The organism is Neisseria sp. P0001.S005, from assembly GCF_051963715.1.
Map to the genome: position 1 here is coordinate 1 of NZ_JBQCTZ010000641.1, position 423 is coordinate 423.

At 40.9% G+C, this 423-nt stretch carries 1 pseudogene; it reads left to right on the forward strand.

Going from position 1 to position 423, the window contains the following annotated elements:
* Positions 1 to 298: 298 nt before the first annotated feature.
* A pseudogene (locus tag ACTHSP_RS22150) lies at positions 299 to 423 on the forward strand (CopD family copper resistance protein); the annotation flags it as partial.

Consider the following 423-nt stretch of genomic DNA (forward strand, 5'->3'; position numbering starts at 1 on the left):
GCCAGCATGATCAAGGTCACAGTTTTTGCAAAAGTTTTCTTCATGGTTTGATTCTCCATCAGGGGTTAAGCTGTATATAGAGCAGTATGGCACAACCTTTCATTAATATATTTTCTGATAAGTAAAGACAGATTAAACTAAGATAACGCTTTTGATGAACGGTTAACTTCAAAAACAAACGGCAATTCCAATAGAATATTTATAAAATTTAATATAATTGGCATAAAATTGCGCATACATCAACCGCATTCGGTAGTGATACAATGACGACTTGTCTGAACTACCGGAAACACCCGTCATGAGTACCTACGCACTGGCACACATCATCCACGTTTATTGCGCGATTGCCTTTGTCGGCGGCGTATTTTTCGAAATGCTGGTTCTCTCCGTTTTGCACACCGGCCGCGTTTCGCGCGAATCGCG